Source organism: Streptomyces nigrescens, from assembly GCF_027626975.1.
Taxonomy (GTDB): Bacteria; Actinomycetota; Actinomycetes; order Streptomycetales; family Streptomycetaceae; genus Streptomyces; species Streptomyces nigrescens.
In genome coordinates, this window is record NZ_CP114203.1 from 1,960,044 (window position 1) to 1,977,526 (window position 17,483).

Genomic DNA, 17,483 nt, shown 5'->3' on the forward strand with positions numbered 1-17,483 from the left:
ATGGCCGGTATACCGGACGGGCCGTCAGCCCGCCGGGTGCCGGCGGACGGCCCGTACGGCGGCCGCACAGACCGCGCCCAGCACGCCGGCGAGGAGGAGGACGAGCAGGCTCGTCCGGTCCTGCGGCTGAAAGGCCAGTTCGGAGCGCTGGTGGAGCACGAAGCCGTCGTAGAACATCCAGGACACCAGGGCCGCGAGGGGCACCAGAAGCGGCCGGGTGCGCAGCGACACGGCGGCGGTCAGCAGGGCGAACAGCGCCAGCACGGCTGATGTGTGGACGGTCTCGCCGGTCAGCATCAGGGCGGTCACCAGCAGCGCCGCCCCCACGGCACCGAGCGGCAGGGCGAGATCACGGGCGAGGGTGCGATCCGGCACCCGGCGGGCCGGGTGCGTGACGGGCGGCCTCACCCGCGGGAACGGTGTGGCGCGGGGACGGTACGGGCGGGGTACGGGCGCCGGGCGGTGAAGGGTGGTCACGGCGAACACCTCCTGCTGCGGCCTGATCGGCAAGACACCCCCAGCCGCCAGCCTGCGCCCCGCGAGTGGTGCGGGAGCGCCACGGTGCAGTCCTTAACGCCGTATGTACGGGCGGCGGATGCTTTCTGACACCGCCTTGACGCAGGGGTGCACCGGCCGATGTCGCCGGGCGCGGGGTGGGACGGGGCACCGCGCGCGCGGTGATGCATACTCGCTCCTCGTTGCCCAAACCGACGACCGATGATCGGCAGGACCTCCCCGCATGACCAGTGTCCAGGCTGACCCCCCACCCCCCACCACCACCGCCCGACGGTGGCGCGTCTGGCTCCTGGACGGGCTCAGCAGCAAGGCCGCCCGCCACCCCGGGCCGCACGGCACCCCGCCGGCCGAGCACAAGGGGCACTCCTGGTGGCGGGTCATGTGCCTCACCGGCGTCGACTACTTCTCGACCCTGGGCTACCAGCCGGGCATCGCCGCGCTGGCGGCCGGGCTGCTCTCGCCGTTCGCCACCCTCGTACTGGTCGCCCTCACTCTGCTCGGCGCGCTGCCCGTGTACCGCAGGGTCGCCAAGGAGAGCCCGAACGGCGAGGGTTCGATCGCCATGCTGGAGCGGCTGCTGCCCTGGTGGGCGGGGAAGCTGCTGGTCCTGGTGCTGTTGGGCTTCGCCGCCACGGACTTCATCATCACCATGACGCTGTCGGCCGCCGATGCCTCGGCGCACGTCGTGGAGAACCCGTTCGCCCCGCCCCTGCTGCACGGCGCCAACCTGTGGATCACCTTGGTGCTGCTGGCCGCCCTGGGCGCGGTGTTCCTCAAGGGATTCCGCGAGGCGATCGGCATAGCCGTCGGACTCGTCGGGACCTACCTGGCGCTGAACATCGTCGTCCTGGCCACCTCGGCCTGGCAGGTGCTGACGCACCCGGTGGTGGTCGGCGACTGGTGGGGGGCGATGACCGCCGGGCACTCCTCACCGCTGGCGATCGTCGGTGTGGCACTGCTGGTCTTCCCCAAGCTGGCGCTGGGCATGTCCGGCTTCGAGACGGGTGTCGCCGTCATGCCGCAGGTGCGGGGCGATGCCGCGGACACCGCTGCGCACCCGGCCGGCCGGATCCGCGGCACCCGCCGGCTGCTGACCACCGCGGCGCTGGTCATGAGCGGCTTCCTGCTGCTGTCGAGCCTGGCCACCACCCTGCTCATTCCGCAGCACGAGTTCGAGAGCGGCGGCTCGGCCAACGGGCGTGCGCTGGCCTACCTGGCGCACCAGTACCTCGGCGAGGCCTTCGGCACCGTCTACGACCTCTCCACCATCGCCATCCTCTGGTTCGCCGGCGCCTCGGCGATGGCGGGACTGCTCAATCTCGTACCGCGGTATCTGCCGCGCTACGGCATGGCCCCGGAGTGGGCCCGTGCGGTGCGCCCGCTGGTGCTGATCTTCCTGGCCATCGCCTTCGGCATCACCGTCCTCTTCAACGCCAGCGTCGATGAGCAGAGCGGTGCGTATGCGACCGGTGTGCTGGTGCTGATGCTCTCGGCGTCCTTCGCCTCCACCGTCGCCGCCCGGCACCGCCGCCACCGGGCGGCCGCCGTCGGCTTCGGCGCCATCACCCTCGTCTTCGGCTACACCCTGATCACCAATGTCATCGAGCGGCCGGACGGCCTGAAGATCGCCCTGCTGTTCATCCTCGGCATCCTGCTGACCTCGTTCGCCTCACGGGTCCACCGGGCCTTCGAACTGCGCGCCGTGAAGGTCGAGTTCGACGAGCCCGCGCAGCGGCTGATCGACGCCGCGCTGGCGGCCGGGCCGCTGCGGGTCATCGCCAACGAGCCCGATGAGCGGGACGAGGCGGAGTACCGGGAGAAGGAGTACAGCCAGCGCGAGGAGACCCATATACCCGACGGCCGGCCGGTGTTGTTCCTGGAGGTCACCGTCAGGGACTCCTCGGACTTCACCACGGATCTGCACGTCCAGGGCGAGGAGCGGTACGGGGCGCAGATCCTGCGGGTGGAGGGCGCCGGCGTGGCGAACACCATCGCCGCCGTCCTGATGGAGCTGCGCGAGCACACCGGCCAGGTCCCGCACGCCTACTTCAACTGGACCGAGGGCCATCCGCTCAGCCATCTGCTGCGCTTCCTGGTCTTCGGCGACGGTGAGGTCGCGCCGGTCACCCGGGAGGTCCTGCGCCGCGCCGAGCCCGTCCCGGCCCGGCGCCCCCGGGTCCACGTCGGCTGACCCACCACGTCGGCCGACCCGCCACGTCAGCTGACCCGCGACGGCCGGCACACCACGGCCGGTACCCGGAGACACGGGTGGGGTGCCCCGGCTCCCCCGCCCGCCGGCTGTGACAGGCTGCGCACAGATGCCCGGCCGGTCCGGACGCCGGGCCGGAGAGATCGGGAACCACCGTCCATGAACTCCTCGCACCCCGCGGGCCGGGCGGCCGTCGGACCCGCCGTGCACCGCGTCGCCGTCGCGACCGAGACCGCCGCCTTCGTGGCGGCGCTGGACGGCGCGGACCTGTCGGTCCCCGTCCCCGGCTGCCCTGAATGGACACTCCGCGATCTGGTCCGGCACACCGGGAGCGTGCAGCGCCTGTTCTCCGTCCTGCTGCGTCGACTGGTCCAGGAGCCGCCGCGGAGCCGGGAGGTGGAGCTGGACCTGCCGACGGCGGAGGACGGCTGGGCCGACTGGCTGTCGGCGAGTGCCGCGGAGGCGGCGGACGCGTTCGCCGCCACCGACCCGGATGCCCCGATGTGGGCGTGGGGCGTCGATCAGCACGCCCGGTTCTGGATGCGGCGGATGCTGTTCGAGACGCTGGTGCACCGCACGGACGCGGAACGCGCGGTCGGCCGCCGCCCGGTGATCGACCCTGCCCTCGCGACGGACGGGGTGGACGAGTTCCTGGCCAACCTGCCGTTCGCCACGTCCTTCGCGCCCCACGTGGCCCGGCTGCGTGGCAAGGACGAGACGCTTCGCTTTGGCTGCACCGACACGGACGGCGACTGGCTGGTCCGTCTGCGGCCCGACGGTTTCGTGGCCGAGCCGCGGACCGGGGACGCGGCGGCCCAATCCGCCGACGCCGGCGTCCGGGGAACCGCAGCGGATCTGCTGCTGCTCGTGTACGGGCGCCTGGACCGCGGTGCGGACACCGTCGAGACCACGGGCGACGAGGAGCTGCTGACGCGCTGGTTCACCAACTCCGCGTTCTGAAACCGGTGTCAGCTCCGCCGGCCGAGCGCCTTCGCCCGGGTGTGGGACCAGCCCGTCAGCAGCACGCCCACGGCGACCAGCGCCAGATGTACGGCCAGCGTGAGGGCGAAGCCACCGTCGAGCCAACCGAGGAATCCGGTGTCGGTGTGGTCGAAAAGCAGCCGGATCGCGCCCTGCGCGAAAAGCACCATCATGACGGCGCCGGCGATCTGCAGGATGTCGTACTTCATCGGTCCCCCACGTTCTGTCGATAAGCCCCCTGTTCCCCGGGGACGTTACGAACGTATCATTCAGAAAGTCGCTATTAGCGGCCTGATTACTGAGGAATTCGATTTACGTCACACAATTTAGGGCTTGGAAAGGGGAATTGTGCGTGCGGAAACAGGGCGGGCGGGAGGACCCGTGTGCCGGATGTGCCGCACGGCCCTCCTCCCGGCGGGGCGGGGCCGGCCGGCGCTCTACTGCTCGCGCAGCTGTCAGGCCAGGGCCTACCGGCGGCGCAAGCAGACACCGGTCCCGGCGGCCGGGCGGCCGACGGTGGGTGATCCGTCGGGCAAGCGGCTGCGGATCGCCGAGGCGCTCTGGCGGATCGCCGCCGAGCGGGGGCTGCACGCGGCGAGCCTGCGGGAGGTCGCGGCCGAGGCCGGGGTCTCGCTGCGCTCGGTCCAGTACCACTTCGAGAGCAAGCACCGGCTCCTGGTCGACGCGCTGCAACTGCTGCACGCGGAGAACGAGCGCATCGCCCGCTCCCGTATCCGGTTCGATACCGCGGAGCCCCGGGGTCTGCTGCGGGCGGTGCTGGAGGAATTCCTGCCGGTGGACACCCAACGGGCCACCGCGCTGCGGGTGTTCGCCGCGTACTACGCCCGCAGCCTGACGGACCCGGCCCTCGCCGAGGTCTTTCTGCCCGCCGAACAGCCGCTGGAGCGGCTGGTGGCGGATCTGATCGCCGCCGCACAGGCCGACGGGCGGACCGCGCCCGGTCTCGACCCGTGGCGCGAGGCCGATCTGCTGGTCGCCGGTGCGGTGGGGCTGGGCGGCGATGTGCTCCACGACCGCCGCACGCTGGACGATGTGCGCCGCACCCTGGACTACCACCTCGACAAGATCTTCGCCGGAGACCGGCGCACGGGGCGCTGATCTCCGGCGAGGACGAAGGTTCTGCCGGCCGCCGTCAGCGGGTGGCCGGCTCCGGGTAGAACTCCCGTGGCCGGCCGCGGTGGTCCTTGAGCCGGCCGAGCAGGCTCGCCGGATACTCGATGAGCCAGTAGCTCGCCGCCGCCACGGGCACCGCCACCAGGAACACGATCAGCAGGGCCAGCGGGAAGCCCGACTGGCCGGAGGGCAGCAGGCCGGCGTTGTGGAGCTGGAGCATGACCGGCTCGTGCCAGATGAAGAGGCTGTAGCTGACCAGTCCGACGGCGGTCAGCCAGCGGGCCGTCAACAGGCCCTGCCAGAAGGTCTGTTGACGTACGTGGAGGGTGCTGAAGATCAGCACCACCCACAGGGCCGAGGCGATCGGGTGGTAGAAGGTGAAGGTGAAGTTCTCCGGCGCGGAGTCCAGGGAGAGCGCGAACAGTCCGGCCAGCGCCAGCCCCGCCAACGGCAGTGCGGTGCGCGGGCCGAGGCGGCCCCGGTCCCCCAGGGCGGCCGTCAGCACGGCCAGCCCCATGCCGGCCGCGAAGCCGCCGAAGCGGGCCTGCGGGCCGAAGTACACCACCCAGTCGGTGTGCGGCACCCCGAACCGGTAGTGGGCGACGGCGATCCAGGCGAGCGGCGCGGCGTACAGGAACAGACATCCCGCCGCGCACACCGCCACCCGGGTACGGCGCCGGCGCAGCGGACGGCAGGCGCGGACCGCCAGCGGCCCGAGCGCCACCAGCACGAGGTAGAAGAGCACCTCCAGCGACAGCGACCAGGTGGGGCCCAGGGTGTAGAAGATCCGCTGCTGGTCGAAGACATGGGTGAAGGTGAGGTGCTCGACCAGGTCCCGCCAGTTGCCCGGCAGGGTGGGGTTGCGGCTCGCCCAGACGACCAGCACCGCCAGGAAGTACAGCGGCAGGATCCGGATCGCCCGCCGGAAGAGGAACACCCGGGCCGGCCGGGTCGAGCGCCCGTCGAGGGCGGCCCGGGCGTACGACAGCGTCAGCAGATACGCGGACAGCACGAAGAACAGGTCGATGACTTCGAGGGAGAAGGCGGCGCCGAGGACCGGGTTGTCGACCGGCGGATGACTGCCCTGCGCGTCATAGCGGAAGTACTGCTGCCAGACGTGGAAGGCGACGGTGCTGAGCGCGGCGAGCCCACGGAAGCCGTCGATGGCACTGGCCCGGCCCCGGGCCGGAGCGGTGTCCGTGCTGCTCATCGGCGGGCCACCGCCTTCGCGGCGGCGGCCCGCGGGGTGACCCGCCACTGCCGGTCCCCCAACGCCTCCTTCAGATGGGCCTGTCGGGCCACCATGTTCTTGAAGTGGCTGTAGAAGAAGGTCGAGACGAGCAGATAGGACCAGAACCACCGGCCGCGTGAACGGAGTTCGGGGACCGCCATCCGCCAGGCGAACAGCGCCTGCACCGGGCCGGCCGCCATGGTGAACAGCACTGCCAGAACGCACACCGGCACCGCCCAGTCCAGCCGCTGCAGCCCGCCGGCCTTCCAGGCCGAGTACAGCAGGATGGGCAGGATCTGCAGCGTCAGCCACGGCTGCACCTCCCGCCAGCCCAACAGGACGAAGAGCCCCAGTTTCTGACGGGCCGTGAACACCGGGGAGCGCAGGCTCCGCCACAGATGCTTGAGCGAGACCTGGAGCCAGCCCTGGGCCCAGCGGGAGCGCTGGTTCCACAGCGCCTTCAGGGTGGTGGGCGCCAGTTCACGGGAGATGAGGGTGCGGTCGACGGCGAACCGGGCGCCCTCGCCCAGGGCGCGCAGCGTCGAGTCGATGTCCTCGGTCAGCATCGAGCCGTGCATCCGGGTACGGGCGAGCAGATCCGTACGCCAGAATCCGTTCGAGCCGCCGAACACGCCGAAGCCGTACAGCCGGGTGCGGCCCGGGTGGCTGACCGCGTAGATCGCCTCGAACTCCACCGCCACCAGCTCGGCGACCCGGGAGCTCTCACCGTTGCGGATCACGCAGTGCCCCTGGACGACGTCATGGCCGTTGGACAGCCAGTGCCAGGCGTCCCGGAACGCGGTGCGGGCCGGGTGGTGGTCGGCGTCGAAGATACCGACGAACTCACCGCGGACCCGGGTGACCGCGGCATTGATGTTCTGCGCCTTGGAAGTGCTGCCCGCGACCGGCAGCAGCACCAGCCGGGGGTCCCGGGCCGCGATCTCGCGGAGGGTGTCCTCGACGGGCAGCGGATGCGGTGTGTTGTAGGCGAGCAGGATCTCCAGCTCGCCGGGGTAGTCGAGGCGGAGGAACGACTCGACGGTCTCGACGATGGTCGCGGCCTCATTGGGCAGATACGCGGCGATGACGGCACTGGCCGGCGGGTACGGCGCACCGGGTGACTCGGGCCGGGCGGCCGCGTCGAGGGAGAAGAGGCACTCCAGGACGATCAGCAGCGCGGACAGCACCAGCCCGGCCACCACCACCCAGTACATGGCGGAGCCGAGGTCCCAGCCCAGCGCGTACGTCTGCAGGTAGAGCACGAACGGCACCGCGACGCCGAGCAGCAGCGCCAGCACCGGGGAGAGGGCCGAAAGGGCGGGCCGGATCAGCGCGCTCAACGACGGGCGCCGGTGGCGGTGCGGTGTGCCGCGCATCCAGGGCGCGTACCGGACCGGGCGCAGATCCCGGTGGCGCAGCGCCTCTTGGACCGCGTCCCGGGCCTGGCCGGTGGCCCGGTCGCCGTCCGTGCAGCCGGCCAGGGGCAGCCAGCCGATGGCCGGGGTGAGGCGGACGTTCTCGTCGGCGACGATGAACCGGGTACCGGCGACGGTCGCGGCGAACTTCTCCAGCCCGCGGCGGGCCGTCTCCTCGTCGACACCGGGCAGCAGCATCAGCAGATGGCCGTCGTCGTCCCAGCCGAGCCGGTCGCAGAAGCTGCCGAGCCGCTCGGCGACGCCCGCCAGCCGCTCGGCGACCTCGCGGCGTATTCGCTGTCCGAGCCGGGCCTCCAGGGCGGCCATCTCGGCCACCCGGACCACGGCGAGCACCCCGCCGTTCCGGGCGGCCTCGGGGCGCTGCAGCTCGCGGTCGAGCTCGTCCAGGAAGTGCGCGTGGGAGTACAGGCCGGTGCGCGGGTCGCGCGGCAGGTTCTCGACCGGTACGGGTACCCGCCGGAGCTTGGCCTCGATACGGGCGGACAGCTCGACCGGGTCGGAGGCCTCCGGAACGCAGTCGTCGGCGCCGCGGCGCAGCATGTCCGCCACTCCGGAGGGCCCCGGGCCGTCGGTGACCATGAGCAGCGGCAGCGCCCGCCCGGCGGGTGCGGTGCGGACCTCACGGATCACGTCGGGGCCGCGGTCGTCGTGGGCGCCGGGTGCGCCCCGGTCGTCGAGGGCGACGATGGCGTCCGGCTGCGCCTGCGCCATCCGCCGGTCGACGTCGCCGGGCGGGGCGTGGCTGACCTCGTGGCCGGTGGCGCGCAGGGTCCGGGTGAGCCGCTCCCGGCGCGGTCCCGGAGCGCCGACCACCAGCACATGCCCGCCGCTGCGGGGGTCGTCGGCCGGGGCGGTGGGGACGGAGTGGTCCACGGCGTCGAGCAGGGCCGTGGGTGAGCCCTGGGAGGTGTTGCGGTGCGAAGTGAGCACCTGGGGATGTCCTTTCGTGCAAGGAGGCATGCGAAAGCGGGCCCGGACCGCCGCATCGGCGGCAGCGGTCCGGACCTCTAGCTGAATGTCAGATGCATGACGCGTGCGCGGGTCGCGGTCGCTCTTCGGGTCCGTCTCTGCGCGGTACGGACGCGGGCGCGCGGGCGCACTGCTGCTAAGGCAGGCTCCAAGCCTTGGAACGCATGGGCGCGTTCCAGCACTGATCGCATATGTGGGGTCCCATCCTGATCGGATCGTGGGGGGAGGACCGGATGTCGGTGGTGCCGTCGGCCGGCCCCGCGCGGCGGGGCCCGTCGACAACATCAGCCTCGACGGAGACTGTGACACCACACCTGCTTCTGCGTAACGCTCTCATTACGTCCCGCCGTCCGCACGGTCTCGACGCATGGCTACTGCCCGGTAAGTACCGAGGCATCGGCTATACCCAGTAAGCGAGTTGAGGTGTGAAATCGGACAGATAGCGCACAACTCCCAGCGGCCCGACCGTGCGGCCTCTCCCGCCTTCGAGTCCAAGGGGAACTGGAGATTCGTACCTATCGACCATCTGTTAATCTGCCCGCTCCTGGATGTTCCTCCATGTCGTCTCCCCCCAAGCACCCCTCGTTCGCCGGGTGCAGCGAGGTGCCCCGTACGTGTACAGCACTCCCTTCTCCCCCGCCGAGGCCAGATCCGCGCGGGCCCGGGTGGGCCTGAGTACGGCTCAGGTCGCCCAGGCCATGACGGCGTGCGGCACACCGGTCCGCCCCGAGCTGGTCGAGGCCTGGGAGTACGGCTCCCAGATGCCGACCGAGCCGCAGCTGTTCGTCCTGGCCGATGTCCTGTGGTGCCCGCCGACGGCGCTGATGGGCGTCGAGCCGCGGACCCTGGCCGAGCACCGGATGGCCCGCCAGCTGAGCGTGGAGCGGTTGTCACAGCTGATCGGCATGGACCCGGCCCTGTACTGGGCGGCCGAGTCGGCGCAGCAGTGGAGCGGCGACTACCGGCAGACCAAGGCGCTGGTGGAGGCGCTGGGGCTGTCGCTGCGGAAGCTGATCGGGGTGATGGGCCGGGATGAGGAGCTGGCCGGGCATCTGCGGGCGGCCATCGACGGGCGCTGGAAGACGCATGTCGGGCCGGTCACCAAGATCACCACGTTGAGCAAGACGCGGGTGGGGGACGCGCTGCGCACGATGCATGCGGAGTTCGCGGAGTTCTCCGAGCGCTACATGGGGCATGTGGTCGCGCGGAACGACGACTCCCGGCTCAAGGAGGTCGCGGCCGAGCGCTCGGCGTATCTGCGCCGGCTGGTCGACCACTTCTGGGAACTGATCGGGGATGCGGGCGAGGTGCCGCCGTTCAACACCGTGCCCACCCACTGACGCGGGCCGGTGCGGACACCGGCAAAAGCGGGCGGGGAGGGGACCGGACAACCGGTTCCCTCCCCGCCCGCTGCCGTTGACGGACTCAGTGGCCGGGTATCCCCCAGTCCGGCCCGCCCTGCGGGTGGTGCGGGCCCGGAGGGTTGGGCGGGCCCGGCCGGTGGTGCGCCTGCGGGGCGTACGGCTCCGCCGGACCGTGCGCGCCGAACGGCTCGTGCGCGTCCGCCGGTTCGTCGTCACCCTCGATCTCGTCCCAGTCGATCTCCATCGTCTTACGGCGCGTGAAGACGTTGAAGAAGAGGTTCAGCAGAACGGCGGTCAGGCTGCCCAGCGTGATCCCGCTGTTGAGGACCGCCCGGACGTCCTCCGGCATCCGCGCGAAGAACGGCTCGACCGCGTTGGGAAGGAGTGCCGCGGCGAGGCTGACCGCGAGGATCAGGGCGTTGCGCTCCTCGCGCAGATCCACCTTGCCGAGGATCTGGATACCGACCGCGGCGACCATGCCGAACATCGCGATCGCGGCACCGCCGAGCACCGGATGCGGAATGGCGGCCACCACACTGCCCGCCTTCGGCAGCAACCCCATCACAATCATGAAGCCGCCGGCCGCGACCACCACGAACCGGCTCATGACCTTCGACATCCGCACCAGGCCGATGTTCTCGGCAAAGGCCACGTAGGGGAAGGAGTTGAAAACACCGCCGAGGACGGTGGCGACACCATCGGCGCGCAGCGCATTGGCGACGGTGGCGTTGTCGACCTTTTTACGGGTGATCTCCCCGATGGCGTACACGTCTCCGGTGGTCTCCACCATGGTGATCAGCATGACGACGACCATGGCGATGATCGGGAACAGCTCGAACTTCGGCATTCCGTAGTGAAAGGGCGTGCTGACGCCGAACCAGTCGGCAGTCTTGACCCCGCCGAAGTCCACATCGCCGAGGAGCCAGGCGACGGCGGTACCGGCGACCAGGCCGAGCAGGACGGCGAGGCTGCTCAGGATCGGCTTCCCGAGCCGGACGACGAGCAGGATGAAGAGCAGGGTGCCCAGCGCGTAGGCGAGGTTCTTGGGATCGCCGTATCCGGGGTGTCCGATCAATTGCGCACCGCCGGCCGCGTCCTTGAGGCCCTGCGGGATCAGGGTGAGGCCGATGACGGTGAGGATCGTGCCGATGACGATCGGCGGGAAGTACTTCACCAGCTTGCTGAAGAAGGGCGCGAAGAGGAAGGTCGCTATGCCCGCGGTGATCACCGCGCCGTAGACGACGAGCAGCCCGGCGGTGCCGCCGCCCGCGCCCAGCCCGATGGCGATCATCGGGGAGACCGCGGTGAAGGTGACACCCTGGACCAGCGGCAGCCTGGCGCCGATCTTCCAGACGCCGAGAGCCTGGATGATCGAGGCGACACCGCAGGTCAGCAGGTCCGCGTTGATCAGATAGACGAGCTCCTCGCGGGAGAGACCCAGGGCGTTCCCGAGGACGATCGGGACGATCACCGCTCCCGCGTAGAACGCGAGGACGTGCTGGAAACCGTAGAGGGTGAGTTTGCCGACGGGGAGTACCTCGTCGACGGGGTGAGCCCGCTGCCGGGAGAACTGCTCGGGGTCGTGTCGGGAGACTCGTGCCATCTCTGCCTTGCCTTCGGGAGGTAGGTGAATAAGAAGGGACCGGCCCGTCGTGTCCCGGAGGACGGACGGACCGGCTGGGTCTTACAAAGCCGACGTTCAGCGGTGTTACCGACACCACGTAGCCCTGCACTGCAGTGTGCGTCCTGGGTTCCACAGGACTTCTTTCGACCAGTGCAGCAAATTCCGGCATTTCCATGGAATTTGCAGGTGGGACCAATCGGAGCGTTCACCCTAGTTGACCTGTGCCGTTTCTCGCGAGTAACCGGTCGTATTCGCTCGTATAAAGGGTGATCATGACCCGAAATGCCGTTTTGAGAAGGGGACTTTGTGTGCCGCGGGCGCTGCCGCGCCGACAGGCGGAGCCCGGCTCGCGGCCGTAGCATTTTGGTATGGCTGAGCGGCAGGATGCGCCCACCGCGCCGGAACTCGTCATCGAGTCCGACGGCAGCACCCAGGTGATGAGCCCCAGCCGCGTCTACCACGTCGGGCGGGACCCCGCATGTGAACTCGTGCTGCACGACGCCCGGGTTTCCTGGCATCACGCGGTGCTGCGCACCAAGTCGGGCCACTGGACGGTGGAGGACGAGGGCAGCACCAACGGCACCTTCGCCGACGGACGGCGGGTCCAGGAGACCGGTATCGGGCCGGGCAGTGTGATCCGGTTCGGCAACCCCGCGGACGGTCCGTGTGCGGTGCTCTCCAGGGTGTCACCACCGCCGGCGCCGCCTGCCGCTCCGGAACCGCCCACCCCGCCGGCACCGCCGACCCGCACCGAGCGGCCCTCCGCCGTCTCGCATCCCGCCGGCACGCACACCTTCCGCCAACCCAGCTCCGTACGGCCGCTGCCGGCCGCCCGGACCACCCGGATCGGCCGCGCCCCCGAGAACGACCTGGTCGTCGACGACCTCTCGGTCTCCCGCCGGCACGCGGAGCTGCGCGCCGGCGCCGAGGGCTTCGAGATCGTCGACCTGGGCAGCCACAACGGCACCTACCTCAACGGCCAGCCCGTGGGCCGGGCCCCGATGATCCCCGGCGATATCGTCGGCATCGGCCACTCCGCGTTCGCCCTGGTCGGCGACGAACTCCAGGAGTTCATCGATACCGGTGAGATCTCGCTGGACGTACAGGACCTGGCCGTACGGGTCGACAACGGCCGGAAGACGCTGATGGAGCAGGTGTCCTTCCCGGTGGGCGAGAAGACACTGCTCGCCGTGGTCGGACCGAGCGGTGCGGGCAAGTCGACGCTGCTGAACGCGCTGACCGGACTGCGCCCCGCGGACGACGGCACAGTGCTCTACGACGGCCGTGACCTCTACCGCGACTACGCCGAGCTGCGCCAGCGCATCGGACTCGTCCCGCAGGACGACATCCTGCATCTGCAGCTGACCGTGCGCCGGGCCCTCGGCTACGCCGCGGAGCTGCGCTTCCCCGAGGACACCGCGAAGGCCGAGCGGCAGGCGCGGGTCGACGAGGTGATCCATGAACTGGGCCTCGACCAGCGGGTGAACCAGCCGATCCACAGCCTCTCGGGCGGCCAGCGCAAGCGCGTGAGCGTGGCCCTGGAGCTGCTGACCAAACCGTCGCTGCTCTTCCTCGACGAGCCGACCTCCGGCCTCGACCCCGGGATGGACCGCTCCGTGATGCACATGCTGCGCGGTCTGGCGGACGACGGCCGTACGGTCATCGTCGTCACCCACAGCGTGCTGAGCCTGGACGTCTGCGACCGGCTGCTGGTCCTGGCACCGGGCGGCACCATCGCCTACTACGGGCCGCCGGGGGAGGCACTGGCCTACTTCGGGTACGAGCAGTGGCCGGAGGCGTTCGAGGCCTTCGAGAACGACAAGGAGCGTGACTGGGCAGGTCAGTTCCGTGCCTCGCCCCAGCACCGGCGCTATGTCGCCGCGGACTCCCATCAGCCGCCGCACGCCCCCGAGGCCCCGGCGGGCCCGGTGGCCGCGCCGAAGGCACAGAGCTGGGGCAAACAGCTGCACACCCTGGTCCGGCGCTATGCGGCGGCGCTGACCGCCGACCGGACCTTCCTGATCATCATGGTCGCGCTGCCGTTCGTGATGGGCGCGATGGCGCACGCCCTGGCCGGGTCCGCACTCACCCAGGACTCGGCGGTCAACGCGCTGCTGATCCTGTGCGTCGGAGCGGTGCTGACCGGCGCCGCCAACGCGGTACGGGAGCTGGTCAAGGAGCGGACCATCTATCAGCGGGAGAGAGCCGTCGGCCTGTCCCGCTCGGCGTATCTGATGTCCAAGGTGCTGGTGCTGGGCCTGATCACGGTCGTCCAGGCCGTGGTGCTGACCCTGGTGGCGCTGATCGGCGTCAAACTGAACGCGCCGGGCGGCAAAGGGGTGTTGATGCCACCGCTGATCGAAATCACCCTTGCTGTGGCGCTGTTGGCGTTCACCGCCATGATGCTCGGCCTGTTCGTTTCCGCGCTGGTGCGGAAGGAAGAGGTCACCATGCCGCTGCTGGTCCTGCTCGCGATCATCCAGGTCGTGTTCTGCGGTGCGCTGCTCAAACTGAACGGTGTGCTGGTGCTGGAGCAGCTGGCATGGCTGGTGCCGTCGCGGTGGGGGCTCGGGGCGATGGCGGGCACCATCGATCTGCACCACATCATGCCGCAGGGGACCGCGGATCCGCTGTTCCAGCACAAACCCGGGACCTGGCTGCTGAACATGGGCATGATGCTCGTGCTCTCCCTGCTACTCGGATTCGTGGTCGTCAAGCTGCTGCGGCGGCACGAGCCCGAGATCATGCGCAAGTAGCGCCGTGGAGCCGCCTGTGACCTCGCCGGAATTCCTCCCCAGCCATGTCGTCCCCCCGGAGGGTATGGCGACCTGGTCGGCCCCCGACACCACCCGGCCGTCCGCACCGCTCGACCCCCTGCTGCCGGTCCAGATCATCGACCGCCGCGGCGACTGGGCGCGGGCGCTGTGCTCCAACGGCTGGTCGGCGTGGGTCGACGGCCGGCTGCTGCTGGCCGTGCCGCGCGAACCGCCGGCCGCCGCGCAGCCCGGCGCCCGGACCGCGGACCCCCGTCCGCTGCTGGGCGCCGCGGAGGGCGAACTGATCCGGTACCGCAAGCTGATCGAGGAGCTCGCCGCCGGGCAGCTGGACGGCGAGTCCTTCGCCCGGCGCACCCGCGGCACCCGGCTGGGAGTCGTCGTGGACGGCGACGCGGTCTGGCTCTACGACGCACGGCACGAGCGCTGGTGCTACTGCGACGGGGTGTCGCTGCAGACGTACGCGGTGACGGCGGGGCCCTCATCGCGGTCCGGGGAGCGGGAAGGGGCCGGAGCGGGCCCGGAGGCACCGGACGAGCCGGGACCGGCGGCGGATCCGCCGGCTTCCTCGGGCGCCGGAGCCCCCGGACGGGAGCCGGGCCCCCCGGCCCCGGATCCCACGGCGTCGGGCCCCCCGGACGGGCCGTCGGCACCGCCCCCGGACCCCGACCGGACCCGCGCGCTCCACCCCGGCGAGCCGCCGCCCCCTCCGCCGAACCCCGTGGGTGAGATCCGGTGAACGGAGGGCCGGGCCGGCCTCATGAGCGCTCCACCGCTCCCGACTCCTCCGGGCTGCGCGGGCGGCGGATCGCCGAGTATCTGCTGCAGGAGGAGATCGGCCGGGGCGGGATGGCGGTGGTCTACCGCGCGGAGGACCTGCGGCTCGGCCGCACCGTGGCGGTGAAGCTGCTGGCGCCCGAGCTCGCCCGGAACGACACCTTCCGGCAGCGCTTCGCCCATGAGTCGCGGGTCGCCGCGGCGATCGACCACCCGCACATCGTGCCGGTCTTCGAGGCCGGGGAGACCGAAGGCGTGCTCTTCATCGCGATGATGTACGTCCGGGGGCGGGATCTGCGGGCCCTGCTCGACCGCGAGGGACCGCTGCCGCTGGAGACCGCCTGCCGGATCGCCCTCCAGGTGGCCTCCGCGCTGGACGCCGCCCATGCGCACGACCTGGTGCACCGGGACGTCAAACCGGGCAACATCCTGATCGCCGCCGGCACCGACAGCGACCGCCCCGAGCACGCCTACCTCACCGACTTCGGCCTGACGAAGAAGTCCCTGTCGCTGACCGGGTTCACCAGCGTCGGCCAGTTCGTCGGCACGCTGGACTATGTGGCGCCCGAGCAGATCTCCGGCCGCCCGGTGGACGGCCGCTGCGATGTCTACAGCCTGGCCTGCGTCCTGTTCGAGATGCTGACGGGGGCGCCGCCGTTCCGCCGCGATGACGACATGGCGCTGCTGTGGGCGCATCAGTACGATCCGCCGCCGGCCATGACGGAGCTGCGGCCGGATCTGCCGGAGGCCGTCGACGCGGTGTTCGAGCAGTCCCTGGCCAAGGCCCCCGAGAACCGCTACGAGACCTGCCGGGGTTTCGTCGCGGCACTGCGCGCGGCGGGACGGGCCACGGCCCCCCGGGTGGCGGCCGGCACCCCCCAGGCGCACCCCAGGACGCAGGTCGACGCCCAGGCGGACCAGGGCGGCCGGCGCAGCGCGGCGCCCCCGCCACCGCCGCGCTGGGCGACCCCGATGTTCCCGGGCCGCGCGGGGTAGGACGGGCAGGCGCTCAGGGCTTCCCCGCCTCGCGCGGCTCCCGTACCTCACCCGGATGCCGTACGCCCCGCGCCAGCAGGCTGCCGAGGAAGCCGAAGACCAGCCCCCACACGAGGCCCGCCCCCACCAGCCGGAGCAGCTGCGGTTCCAGGGTGACCTCGCCGCCCAGGTCGCCGCCGAGGTCGCCGACGCCGATCACGGAGAGCCCGTAGTGGGCGGAGATCCGGGTGAGCAGTCCGACGACGAACAGGGTGACCGCCAGCGCCACGGCCATCTCGACGGCGTGCCGCCAGGCCGGCAGCCGGGCCGGGGAGCGGACCGCCGCGGTGAAGGCGGCGGCGAGCAGCACCACGGCCGCCACCACCACCAGCAGCCAGGCCCGGCGGTCGTGCTCGGCGAGCGCGCCGAGGTCGAGGGTCCGCTGCCCGTGGGTGCGGAGCACCTGGTCGAGGAGGTGCGGCAGGGGCAGCCCCAGGGCCTTGTCGATGTGTCCCACCCAGGCGCCGCCGGTGCCGATGCCCAGCGCCATCCAGGCCAGGTTCGGCAGCCCGAGGAAGATGACGGCGAGGGTCTGGGACGGATGGTCGTTGGTGATGAGCTCGACGATGCCGGCGATCAGCCCGATCACGGCGTAGACGAGCAGCGTCAGCAGCATCGCGAACGCGGGTGGCCGTACGAATTCCTGGAAGTGCAGCAGCCGGGGCGAGAGCGGGGCCCGGCGGGAGACGAGGAAGGTCAGCACGAGCACCGCCAGCACCCACAGCAGCCCGACGCCGAGCGTGGCGGGCACATCGGCGCGGAAGCCCACGGTGGGGGTGGTGCCCAGTTCGGCGCCGAGCTGGTCGGCGAGGTCGTTGCCCACGGAGATCCGGAAGCTGTGCCGGGCGGCGAGCGCGATCAGCAGCAGAAGCACCAGCCAGCACACCGCCGTGCGGGCGATCCGGCCGAGCAGCTCCGGAGTGCCGGCCACCGCCCGGTGGCGCAGCGGCAGCAGGAAGACGACGGCGAGCACCAGCGCTCCGGCGAGCGTGACCGACAGCGGTACGACGTCCAGGGCGGCATCGGCCTCCGCGATGACCCCCGCGTCACCGGCCACCCCTACCGAGCCGCCGGCCGCGACGACCACGGTGGCCGCGACCACGGACGGGAACGCCCCGCCGGGGAGGTCTGCCGCGCCCGCCGCCCACAGGCCGAGGGCGGCGACCACGATCATGGTGACGAGGCCCGCCAGCGCGGCACCGAGGGCCTGGACCCAGGCCCGGACGGCGGGCGGTGCGCCATGAGCGCGCACCGGACCCGGGGAACCGGCTGACGCGGGGCCTCGCATCTGGCTCAACCTCTCTTCTGCCGGTCGCGGGACCGCGGTACCCACGGTCCGCCCGGGATGGACTCCTGCCCCGGCGGGTGACGGAAGCTGCTCTCCCCTCCCGCGGAACACGCAATTCCGTGCATCTGGCGCAGGGACGGCATGC

General features: G+C 71.4%; 13 protein-coding genes. 7 read left to right on the forward strand and 6 right to left on the reverse strand.

Features of this window, described 5'->3' with window-relative positions; translation table 11 throughout:
* Positions 1-24: 24 nt before the first annotated feature.
* A complete protein-coding gene (locus STRNI_RS08865) occupies positions 25-477 on the reverse strand; it encodes a DUF4118 domain-containing protein (RefSeq protein ID WP_277410886.1) in 453 nt (150 codons plus the stop codon).
* A gap of 262 nt (positions 478-739) precedes the next feature.
* Here STRNI_RS08865 and STRNI_RS08870 point away from each other — a divergent pair, with 262 nt between their 5' ends.
* Positions 740-2,707 carry an APC family permease gene (locus STRNI_RS08870; protein WP_277410887.1) on the forward strand — a complete coding sequence of 656 codons (1,968 nt, stop codon included), beginning with the start codon at positions 740-742 and terminating at the stop codon, positions 2,705-2,707.
* Between the two features lie 177 nt (positions 2,708-2,884).
* Entirely contained in the window at positions 2,885-3,685 is an 801-nt protein-coding gene (locus tag STRNI_RS08875) for a maleylpyruvate isomerase family mycothiol-dependent enzyme (RefSeq protein ID WP_277410888.1), read from the forward strand.
* 8 nt (positions 3,686-3,693) lie between these two features.
* Here the strand turns inward: STRNI_RS08875 and STRNI_RS08880 are convergent, their stop codons facing one another.
* Positions 3,694-3,915: a hypothetical protein gene (locus tag STRNI_RS08880; protein WP_093648584.1), complete on the reverse strand. Its 222-nt coding sequence runs from the start codon at positions 3,913-3,915 to the stop codon at positions 3,694-3,696.
* A 181-nt stretch (positions 3,916-4,096) separates the two neighbouring features.
* Between STRNI_RS08880 and STRNI_RS08885 the strand changes: the two genes are divergently transcribed.
* Entirely contained in the window at positions 4,097-4,825 is a 729-nt protein-coding gene (locus STRNI_RS08885; RefSeq protein WP_277410889.1) for a TetR/AcrR family transcriptional regulator, read from the forward strand.
* Between the two features lie 34 nt (positions 4,826-4,859).
* Here the strand turns inward: STRNI_RS08885 and STRNI_RS08890 are convergent, their stop codons facing one another.
* Positions 4,860-6,050, reverse strand: a complete 1,191-nt coding sequence (locus tag STRNI_RS08890; protein ID WP_202466282.1) for an acyltransferase family protein — start codon at positions 6,048-6,050, stop codon at positions 4,860-4,862.
* Positions 6,047-8,437, reverse strand: coding sequence for a glycosyltransferase (locus STRNI_RS08895; RefSeq protein ID WP_159485472.1), 2,391 nt, complete (start codon positions 8,435-8,437; stop codon positions 6,047-6,049). The genes STRNI_RS08890 and STRNI_RS08895 overlap by 4 nt, the downstream gene beginning before the upstream one ends.
* A gap of 653 nt (positions 8,438-9,090) precedes the next feature.
* Here STRNI_RS08895 and STRNI_RS08900 point away from each other — a divergent pair.
* Positions 9,091-9,816: a transcriptional regulator gene (locus STRNI_RS08900; protein WP_229838419.1), complete on the forward strand. Its 726-nt coding sequence runs from the start codon at positions 9,091-9,093 to the stop codon at positions 9,814-9,816.
* 85 nt (positions 9,817-9,901) lie between these two features.
* On the opposite strand, the gene STRNI_RS08905 is transcribed toward STRNI_RS08900, so the two are convergent.
* A complete protein-coding gene (locus tag STRNI_RS08905; protein WP_093648576.1) occupies positions 9,902-11,443 on the reverse strand; it encodes a nucleobase:cation symporter-2 family protein in 1,542 nt (513 codons plus the stop codon).
* Positions 11,444-11,832: 389 nt separating this feature from the next.
* On the opposite strand from STRNI_RS08905, the gene STRNI_RS08910 reads away from it, so the two are divergent.
* From STRNI_RS08910 to STRNI_RS08920, 3 genes are read left to right on the forward strand one after another with little or no spacing between them, the layout of a single operon-like run.
* On the forward strand, positions 11,833-14,220 hold the full coding sequence (locus STRNI_RS08910; RefSeq protein WP_266443429.1) for an ABC transporter ATP-binding protein/permease: 2,388 nt from the start codon (positions 11,833-11,835) through the stop codon (positions 14,218-14,220).
* A 16-nt stretch (positions 14,221-14,236) separates the two neighbouring features.
* On the forward strand, positions 14,237-14,977 hold the full coding sequence (locus STRNI_RS08915; protein ID WP_018089014.1) for a hypothetical protein: 741 nt from the start codon (positions 14,237-14,239) through the stop codon (positions 14,975-14,977).
* The gene (locus STRNI_RS08920; protein ID WP_093648570.1) at positions 14,974-16,011 is read left to right on the forward strand and encodes a serine/threonine-protein kinase; all 1,038 of its coding nucleotides are present in this window, start codon (positions 14,974-14,976) and stop codon (positions 16,009-16,011) included. Before STRNI_RS08915 ends, STRNI_RS08920 begins: the two co-directional genes overlap by 4 nt.
* 13 nt (positions 16,012-16,024) lie before the next feature.
* Here STRNI_RS08920 and STRNI_RS08925 read toward each other — a convergent pair whose 3' ends face one another.
* Positions 16,025-17,338, reverse strand: coding sequence for a streptophobe family protein (locus STRNI_RS08925; RefSeq protein ID WP_371874912.1), 1,314 nt, complete (start codon positions 17,336-17,338; stop codon positions 16,025-16,027).
* Positions 17,339-17,483 lie beyond the last annotated feature (145 nt).